General features: G+C 70.1%; 1 protein-coding gene. It reads left to right on the forward strand.

Annotation, left to right across the window (positions count from 1 at the left end):
• A partial coding sequence (locus KUM32_RS35475; protein WP_302185221.1) for a methyltransferase occupies positions 1–570 on the forward strand: 570 nt, incomplete at its 5' end.
• Between the last annotated feature and the right edge of the window lie 223 nt (positions 571–793).

Consider the following 793-nt stretch of genomic DNA (forward strand, 5'->3'; position numbering starts at 1 on the left):
GACTTGTTGCCATCCGCGTACGACTTCGGCCGCTTCACCACGGTCACGGACGTCGGCGGGGGCGACGGAACCCTCCTGGCCGGCGTGCTGGCCGCCCACCCGGGCCTGAACGGCGTGCTCTTCGACACGGCGGAGGGCCTGTCCAAGGCGCCGACGACGATGGAGCGGCACGGCGTGGCGGGGCGCTGCTCGCTGGTCGCCGGCGACTTCTTCCGCTCGGTCCCCGCGGGCTCGGACCTCTACCTGATGAAGAGCGTGCTGCACGACTGGACGGACGACCAGGTGGTCACCATCCTGCGCAACTGTCGCGCGGTGCTCCCGCCCGGTGGCCGCGTCCTCATCGTGGAGCCCGTACTCCCCGAGGTCGTCGACCCCCACGCCGAGGCCGACGTCACCGATGGCGGAATCACCTACCTGTCCGACCTCAACATGCTCGTGAACGTGGGCGGCAGAGAGCGCACCCGCGAGGACTTCACCGAGGTGTGCCACCGCGCGGGCCTGACCCTCACCTCGGTCACCCCCCTCGCCGAGGCCGCACCGTTCTCCCTCATCGAGGCCGTGGCCGACTGACGGCCTGGCCGACAACCCACCCTCGTCCGCCCGGCCCTCAGTACGATGCGCCGGTGATGTCCCAACGCAGCCCGCGAGAGCAACAGTTGATCGCTATAGCCTGGCTCGTGGCTGCCCTGGGGGCGGTGGCTTTGGAGCGGTACGCGACACGGACCGTGGGCGGCTCCGAGTGCATCATCGCCTACTCCCGGATGACCGTCGGGACCGAGTACAGCGGTGACAG

The sequence above is a fragment of the Streptomyces sp. AC627_RSS907 genome (assembly GCF_019049165.1).